Genomic DNA, 8,553 nt, shown 5'->3' with positions numbered 1-8,553 from the left:
TCTTCATCAAGCTCATCTTCGAGCTCATCAAATTCACCCTCTAGATCTTCATCAAGCTCCTCGTCATGCGCATCATCAAAATCTTCAAGCCCATCTTCAATTTCAGCATCATCCAACTCATCCAACTCTACCTCATCAAGAGTGTCCAAACTTTCCAACTCATCAAGCTCACCAAGTTCGTCGAGATCATCCAAATCGCTACCAAAAGCAAAATCATCATGAGCCTCTACAGCTTTGCTTTTATGAACCTTCTCTTCGCCGCTTACGTCTATGCCTTTTGCCAAAGAGACAAGCATCTCAACAAGATCGGTAGGTAAAAACGGCTTGCGCATAGTTGCATCAAACCCTTCAACTGTCTTAGCATCTTTTGCACAGATATAAAGAGATTTGCCAAAATCTACTTTTGATTTTAGCTCATCTAGGAACTCCTCGGTGTAGAGTCCATCATCAAGAATCAAAAGGTTATAAGATGTTGACTCCACATCCTCTATACTCTCTGCTTTATCCAACTCATCTGAAGTTTTTTGTACGCTTAGGGTTACTAGTTTATTGACAACTGGATTATTATTTATAAGTAAGATTTTCATTACGGGTTCCCTTTAAGAGGCTCTTTTGACATTATTGTATCGAAAAAAACTAAAAAAACGTCTCTAAAAAGTTAAAAGCTTCGAGCATCTCCCCTTTTAAAATCAACATCGAAGCGCTTAGCGTAGCTATCAAAACAACAAAAGAGACCATAATCTTTATCGGAAAACCGATAACTAAAAGGTTGAACTGAGGCATTGTTTTCATAAGCATTCCAAAAATTACATCTGCTAGCCATGAGAGCGCTATTATGGGAAATGCTATCATAAATCCGACCATAAACATATTTGATGTTGCGGTGATTATATAGTTAAATAGATTTTCACTCATCAAAAAGCCTCCAAGAGGAATCTTCTCTAGGGAGCTGTCTATAAAAAGGAGCATCCAGTGGTGCATATCTATAGCAAAGAGAATCATAAGCGCGACTAAAGATAAAAACTGCGAGATAATAGGCATCGAGACGCCTGTTTGCGGGTCTATTGCGCTTGCCATCGAAAAACCCATCATAAAGGATATCTGTCCGCCGGCAAATGTGATTGCATTAAAAGCTATCTGCAGGACAACGCCTATTGCAAGACCAAAAAGAAGTTCGCTAAGTATTGCTACAACGATGCTAGGCACATTTATGGGAATCTCTAAAGGAGGCATAGAGGAGTAAAAAACTATCGTGAAGAAAAATGCCAATGCCGCTTTTACGGTCATCGGAATACTGTTGTGTGAAAATATCGGCACTGCCATAAAAAGCGCGCCGAATCTAAAAAATAGAAGAATAAAACCGACTATGTAGGTGTCGCTAAAGATTTGCGGCCAAGCCATTGTTAAACCCTTTCTTAGCTAACTTTTATCAGTTCTTTGTCTATCAACTTATAAATATTGTCGCATCTGTGTGCAATCTCTTCATCGTGCGTAACCATAACCATACCTGCTCCATGCTGCTTTATATACTCAAAAAATATATCCATAACCTCATTTGCGGTAACTTTGTCCAGGTTTCCTGTCGGCTCATCTACAAAAAGTATGCGAGGCTGTTTTGTCAACACTCTGGCAATTGAGACCCTCTGCTGTTGCCCTCCGGAGAGTTCCGTAACTTTTTGATGCATTACACTGTCGATTTTCAATCTTTTTAAAAGATTCTCATCTATATCTTGTTTTGAGAGTATTGCCGCAATCTCCAGATTTTCCAAAGAGCTAAAGCCTTTAAAAAGATAGTGAGACTGAAAAACAAGTCCAAGCTCATCTCTTTTTATACGTGATAGTCTCTTTTTATTCATGCCTGAGACATCTTCTCCAAAAAGAGAAACTTCTCCGCTCTGAGGCTTTAAAAGTGTTGACAATATATGCAACAGTGTCGATTTTCCGCTTCCGCTGATGCCTATGATAGCAACGGACTCTCCCTCGTTTAAATCAAGCGATATATTCGAGAAAAGTTCATAATCAAAACTGTGCGATAAATTTTTTGCAGATAGTAAATTCATGAGAGGATTATAGCTAATTTAATCACAAAATATCTTTTTGCAGCCTCTGCGCGATCGAATCTCTAGCCTTTTTTCATAAACTTTCTCAACCATCTTTTTCACTATATAAGCGAAATAACCGCTAAAATAAAAACCAAATACTTTAGCAACAGCGTAACCTCTGCCAAGAGCGATTAATATTCCACGAGACTTTATATTATGCTCTTTTAGAGGTTTTTTTTCTATAAGGCTCATAATGTTTTGAACGCAAATATCCGCCATCTGCTCTGCCGTATCCGCTGTCGGCGCAACTACTTTAGCGTCGTTGTATATAGTCGTACAGTCGCCTATGGCAAAAACGTTACCGTAGCTCTGTGTTTGAAGATAGCTGTTTGTAACAACATAGCCCATCTCATTTTTATCGATAGAGAGTTCATGAACCAGTCCGTTTGGCTCAATACCGCCGGCAAATATTATAAAATCCATGGGAAGCTCTTCGCCGTCGCTTAGTTTCGTACTCTCTTTTGTTATCTCAACAACTTTCATCCCATTTTTTATAATTACGTCAAGCTTTTTCAGTCTTTGATCGCTCTTTTGAATCAATACATCATCAAGTCCCTGCAAGATATGCTTGCCGGAATTTATCAGTACGATGTTTAATTTTCTGCATATAAAATTATTTTTACGGTAAAACTCTTTAGAAAACGATGCCATCTGCGCCGCTATCTCTACACCGCTAAGACCGCCGCCTGCGACAATTATATTGATGGGTTTACAGCTTGTTCCGCTCTCCTCAACCCTTTTAAAAAGCGACATCTCAAATTTTTGTTTAAAATACATGGCGCGATGAAGCGCTTTTACACCGTATGCATATTCGCGAAGTCCGATAACATCAGCTCTAAATTTAGTACGCGCTCCAACGGCGATTACAAGGTAGTCATAACCGTATCTCTGAATGGAAGTTACAACCTTATGATTTTTAAAGTCGATGTTTTTTACCTCCTGCTTTATGAAGGTAACATTGCTCTCAAAGCCGCTGCAAAAGGTAAAAAGATCAACTGTTACCTGCGCAAAATCATTCTCGTTTGCTATTAGGTCATATACATCTGTTTGTGCAAAGTGGTAGGAGTTTTTATCTAAAAGCAGTATCTCATTTTGTGGGTTTTTTGCCAGCTTCTCAACGGTACGAAGTCCGCCGTAGCCTCCGCCGATTACAATGATTTTATTTTTATTCAAAATGCACTCTCAATGGTTTATTTGAAAAATTATATCATCTTTAGTTTGTTAAGTTAAATATTATTGGTTTTTTGATTGTTTATTAGAGGGGGAAGAGTTAAGGATTTTTCCTTAACTCATTTGAGCAGCGACTTCTGCAGCGAAGTCATCTACTTTTTTCTCAATACCCTCACCTACTTCAAAACGAACAAAGTCAACTATCTCAGCTGTTCCGCCAAGCTCTTTTGCAGCAGCTTGAACAGCTTGTGCAACACTCATTTTGTCATCTAGAACGTATGTCTGGTCTAAAAGTGCAAGCTCTTTGTCTAGAGTCGTGTTGTCATCTATAAAACGAGCAAGTTGTCCAGGAACGATTTTGTCCCAGATAGCTTCAGGTTTACCTTGAGCTTTCAGTGCTTCTTTGATGTCAGCTTCCGCTTTAGCTAAAACTTCATCACTAAGTTGCATCATAGAGACAAACTGAGGAATATTTTTAAGAGGTTTTTTCAAACGACTTAACTCTTCATTCTCTTTTTTAAGAGCTTCAATTCTACCTTTAGTTTCACCGTCAACAAATTCAGGGTTGAAATCTTTATATGAAAGTGTTGTCGGCTTCATCGCAGATGCATGCATAGCAATGTTTTTAAGCGTTGGAATCAGTCCCTGCGCAGTTTTTTTGCTGTCACATTTTGCCAAAACAATAACCGCGATACGGTTGTTTGAGTGAATATAGCCATTAAGCGCAACACTCTCATCATCAGCTTTAAGTGTAGTAAAACGGCGAACGTCTATCTTCTCACCGATTTTTGCAACAGTCTCAGAGAAGTATGAACCAAAAGATGTTGCCCTTAGGCTCTCTACATCTGATGGAGAAGTTGCGTAAACCTCTTCTGTTGTTTTAAGAACTAAATTTTTAAAACCCTCATTCTGAGCAACGAAATCTGTCTCAGAGTTGATTTCAACGATTGTTGCTTTAGAAAAATCATCCGCAAGTTTGAAGCCTACAAGACCTTCGGCAGCAACTCTATCAGCTTTTTTAGCTGATTGAGAGATACCTCTTTCTTTTAGCCACTCAGTTGCTTTTTGCATATCTGCATTACTCTCAACTAAAGCTTTTTTACAATCCATCATAGGTGCATCAGTTGCTTGACGCAACTCTCTTACCATTGCTGCCGTAACTTCCATAACTACGCCTCCTCTTTTTCTAAATCTTCTACTTCAACTGTTTTGAAATCTTCAACAACAACAGACTCATCTGCTGCCGGCTCTTCTTCAACTTCAATTTTTCCGCCCTCTCTTAAAGCTTTACCCTCATTGATAGCTTCTGTCATTTCACGACAAAAAAGCTGAATAGAACGGATAGCATCATCATTTCCAGGGATTGGGTAAGTGATAAGGTCAGGGTCACAGTTTGTATCAAGTGGAGCAACAACAGGAATATTTAAACATCTAGCTTCTAAAACAGCGATGTGCTCTTTAACAGCATCTACGATGAAAAGCATGTCAGGAAGTTTTTTCATGTTGCGGATACCGCCGAAATATATCTCTAACTTCTCTTTTTGACGAATAAGCATAAGTGCTTCTTTTTTCGTTAAAAGATCAATTTGACCGTTCTCTTGCATCTCTGCAATAACGTCAAGTTTACGGATAGACTTTTGAATAGTCGGGAAGTTTGTAAGCATTCCGCCTAACCATCTATTGTCAACATAAGGCATACCACATGCGATTGCTGCATCTCTTACAGACTGGCGTGCTTGTTTTTTTGTTCCAACGAAAAGAACAGTTTTTCCCTCTGCAGCAGCATCTACAACGATTTGGTATGTGTTACGGAAATAACGAAGAGTTTTTTGTAAATCTATAATATAGATATTTTTACGAACACCGAAGATATATTTTTTCATTTTCGGGTTCCAACGACGTGTTTGGTGTCCAAAGTGTACACCACACTCCAGTAGGTCTTTCATAGTTACCATTTAAGGTCCTTTAAGGGCATTTTTCAGCCGAAATTTAATTTTATTCTTGCAAAGCAAGAAGTTTCTGCCTCAAAGAGGCAATCTTCAGTGCCATAGCGGCTAGCGTAGCAAAGCGGGACTTTGTTCCGATTTGCGTTTCTAATCGAATTGTTTGTCAGTTTACTTTGGTAATATCGGGTAATACCCGCCTAAAAAGGGGGTTACACTGACTTTTGATACATACCTGTTGAATATTTCTTTAACTATAGGAGTGAAAGAAAATCCGCGAATTGTACTAAAAATATGTTTAATATAAGCTTTTTTACATTTTAAGCATTTACTTTGTAACACTGCGTCTATCTATTAGATTTTTTTATATAAAATTATCACAATTTAAAAAATTTTTTATATTTTCTGGGTATAGTACTAGTGACAATATCATAAAAAAAGCATTGTTTAGTGCTTTTAAACAAGGGATGAAAATGAAGAAGCCACTACTGCTATCATTAGCTGCTGCTGCACTGATAGTAACAAACTTAAGTGCTGAAGCTACCATGTATGAGCGTTTTGAAGCCATGGAGAGAGAGATGAGCCAGCTAAAGCAAGAGATTGCTACGCTTAAGGCTCAAAAAGAGTCTACTCAAGATGAAGAGGCAGAAGATGATGAGAAACCGAGAGCTGTTGCTTCTGATGACTCGGCGGAAGACAAAGAGGTAGTTGCTTCTGCAGATGAAGCCCAAGAGGAAGAGTCGGACGAAGATGAGGAGCATATTCCATCTACGGATGATAGACTCTTTGACATTGAAGAGAGCATTGCTGAGCTAAACAGAAATACATCCGGCTCACACCTAAAGTTCCAAGTTGACTATAGATTTGCTATAGAGAACATGAGCTATGAGATGGCTGATGGTACTAAAGCAGAAAATGATGCCTTTATGACAAACAGACTCTGGATAGATATGGGCTATAAAGCTACAAACAACCTCAGCTTCATAGGTCAACTTGCATACAACAAAGCTTTTGGTGCACGCTCAGGAGCAAGCGATCCTGCCACTTCTTCGTTTGAAAGTTTTGACTGGATAGCAAATGAAAATGCTTACGATGATAAAATAAGAGTGCGCAGTGCATACTTTTTATGGCAAGATCAGGAGTTTTTTGGTCTAGATATTCCATGGACATTTAGTATAGGTCGCCGTCCTTCAACTAATGGCGCACTTGTAAATCTTAGAGATGATGATCACGCCTCTTCCCCTATTGGACATGCCATCAATGTAGAGTTTGACGGACTTAGTTCTCAGTTTACACTAAACAAAGAGTGGGGTACTTCTGTAAAACTCTGCCTCGGGCGCGGTATGAGCAACGCTGCTCCAAAATTTTTATCAACCCCTTATGCAGAAGCATCAACAGAAAATACCAATATTGATTTAGCGGGACTTATTTTTACACCTTATGAAGATAGACAGTACAAAATTTCAAGCATGTACTACTACGCTAGCAATCTTATTGATGCAGTAGACCCTATGGACTATACTCAAGGCTTTGATACGGTTGGCGGACTGCACACCGGTGTTGCTTATGCCTCTGTCAAAGGAATCGGCGATGGATGGAGTGACTTTTTGGACTACACTACGGTTTTTGCAAGTTTTGCATTCTCAAAAACTGATCCAAAAGATGATCAAGGAATGTTAGGATCAGACCTTGGAGAGAGTAAAACAGGAACATCTTTCTGGGTTGGAACACAGTTCCCTTCGCTTATCTCTGACTATGGAAAATGGGGAGTAGAATACAACCACGGAAGTAAACACTGGAGAAGTATGACTTACGGAGAAGATACGAACATCGGCTCAAAACTTGCGGCTCGCGGTGATGCTTACGAGGTCTACTTTACAGAGTACTTGGTTGATGATATTCTATCGCTTCAGCTTCGTTATACCTATATAGACTATGAATATACCGGAAGCAACGGTTTCTTTGGAAACACGTCAGGGTATGCTACAGAAATATACGATGGAATGACAAATGATTCAATGCATGTAGACAAAGCTCAAGACATTCGTCTCTACATTCGCTACAAATATTAATATAACTTCAAGGCTACTTGCCTTGAAGCTCTTCTAACTTCTCTTTAACAACTCTTGCGTGATCTTTTACTTTAACATTTTTCCAAAGAGCTTTTACAACACCTTTTGGATCTATTATAAGCGTTGAGCGGACAATTCCCATATACTCTTTACCGTAGTTTTTCTTCATCTGCCAGATGCCGTATGCCTGCAGCATCCCTTTTTCTTCATCGCTTAAAAGAGTAATATTTAAATCTTTTTTCTCTATAAAATCACGGTGCTTTGCTGTAGAGTCTGCACTCACGCCGAGTATTACCGCATTTAAAGTGCTAAAATCAGGTGCTGCTTCGCTAAAGTCGCACGCCTCTGTCGTACACCCTGGAGTGTTGTCTTTTGGGTAGAAGTAGAGAACTATCCACTTCCCCTTGAGATCCCTTAAACATATCTCTACGTCATCTTGGTTTGGCAGGCAAAACTCCGGCGCAACAATCCCAACCTCTAGCATCTCACTTCTCCCTTGCTCTCTTTACTTGCAAACGCTACATATAGAGTTTCTTTAGAAAACTCCGGCGCTGCTGTATCTAATTCAACCATTCTGTTCCTTTTTTCTTAAAACTTATCTTTTGTTTTTCCATTTATCATGGTAGAGATTATGCCATGCTCTTCTCTTGTATCCGCTATTATAACACCCGCTACATGAAGAGGAATAAAGATTAAAAAGTAGTTATACACCAACTCGTGAAGCTCTTTTATACTTTTGGCGGTAGCATCTGCCAAACTTAGCTCCTCATGAAGATACATTGCAAAACCGCTGATAGTCATAAAAATGAGTGCCGCGTACAAAATATAGTATAACACTCTGACGCCTTTTTTATGAAGCTCTAAAGAGCCAAAATCTTCTCTTTTGCTTTTGTCAAAAAAGAACAGAGCAATTCTATAAACAACTAAAAATGCAAGTGCGTAACCAAGGATGAGATGCCACTCCCACATCCCTGCGCGAATAGCTTTTGCTATCGTGACGGCATCCTCTTTAAAAATCTCGACTCCAATGTCAGAGAGCTTTGTCATTATGATCTCAGAGTTAGTCCTCCAACTTAAAAAACTCTTTCTAAGCAGAACCGTTCCCACTAAACCCAAAACGACTATAGCATTTAACCAGTGCCAAATTCTAAAACTAGCAGTGTACTTCATCTTAAATTCCTTTTTAATATCTGACCTTACGCACTTTTGTAAAAAAAGTTCGTAAATACCTCTAATTTTCTCGAAAAGTACCCTTTTCGTAGCTTT

General features: G+C 39.0%; 8 protein-coding genes and 1 pseudogene. 1 reads left to right on the top strand and 8 read right to left on the bottom strand.

Features of this window, described 5'->3' with window-relative positions; translation table 11 throughout:
• From IBX42_RS10105 to rpsB, 6 genes and pseudogenes are all read right to left on the bottom strand, one after another.
• Nucleotides 1–587 (bottom strand): annotated as a pseudogene (locus IBX42_RS10105) (DNA topoisomerase IV); the annotation flags it as partial.
• A gap of 49 nt (nucleotides 588–636) precedes the next feature.
• The gene (gene fliR, locus IBX42_RS10100) at nucleotides 637–1,401 is read right to left on the bottom strand and encodes a flagellar biosynthetic protein FliR (protein WP_294932545.1); all 765 of its coding nucleotides are present in this window, start codon (nucleotides 1,399–1,401) and stop codon (nucleotides 637–639) included.
• A gap of 14 nt (nucleotides 1,402–1,415) precedes the next feature.
• A complete protein-coding gene (locus IBX42_RS10095) occupies nucleotides 1,416–2,060 on the bottom strand; it encodes an ABC transporter ATP-binding protein (protein ID WP_294932544.1) in 645 nt (214 codons plus the stop codon).
• An 18-nt stretch (nucleotides 2,061–2,078) separates the two neighbouring features.
• Nucleotides 2,079–3,275, bottom strand: coding sequence for an FAD-dependent oxidoreductase (locus IBX42_RS10090; protein WP_294932543.1), 1,197 nt, complete (start codon nucleotides 3,273–3,275; stop codon nucleotides 2,079–2,081).
• A 111-nt stretch (nucleotides 3,276–3,386) separates the two neighbouring features.
• Complete coding sequence (tsf, locus tag IBX42_RS10085) at nucleotides 3,387–4,439, bottom strand: translation elongation factor Ts (protein WP_294932541.1); 1,053 nt, start codon at nucleotides 4,437–4,439, stop codon at nucleotides 3,387–3,389.
• A gap of 2 nt (nucleotides 4,440–4,441) precedes the next feature.
• Entirely contained in the window at nucleotides 4,442–5,227 is a 786-nt protein-coding gene (rpsB, locus tag IBX42_RS10080) for a 30S ribosomal protein S2 (protein WP_294932539.1), read from the bottom strand.
• 461 nt (nucleotides 5,228–5,688) lie between these two features.
• Between rpsB and IBX42_RS10075 the strand changes: the two genes are divergently transcribed.
• Entirely contained in the window at nucleotides 5,689–7,287 is a 1,599-nt protein-coding gene (locus IBX42_RS10075) for a DUF3373 family protein (RefSeq protein WP_294932537.1), read from the top strand.
• Nucleotides 7,288–7,300: 13 nt separating this feature from the next.
• Here IBX42_RS10075 and bcp read toward each other — a convergent pair whose 3' ends face one another.
• Together bcp and IBX42_RS10065 are read right to left on the bottom strand one after the other, a co-directional pair.
• Entirely contained in the window at nucleotides 7,301–7,771 is a 471-nt protein-coding gene (gene bcp, locus IBX42_RS10070; RefSeq protein ID WP_294932535.1) for a thioredoxin-dependent thiol peroxidase, read from the bottom strand.
• Nucleotides 7,772–7,875: 104 nt separating this feature from the next.
• Nucleotides 7,876–8,457, bottom strand: coding sequence for a cytochrome b/b6 domain-containing protein (locus IBX42_RS10065; protein ID WP_294932533.1), 582 nt, complete (start codon nucleotides 8,455–8,457; stop codon nucleotides 7,876–7,878).
• Nucleotides 8,458–8,553 lie beyond the last annotated feature (96 nt).

It is taken from the genome of Sulfurimonas sp., from assembly GCF_014859695.1.
GTDB lineage: Bacteria > Campylobacterota > Campylobacteria > Campylobacterales > Sulfurimonadaceae > Sulfurimonas.
Note: the sequence above shows the minus strand (reverse complement) of the source record. Positions and strands in the feature narration are given on the sequence as shown.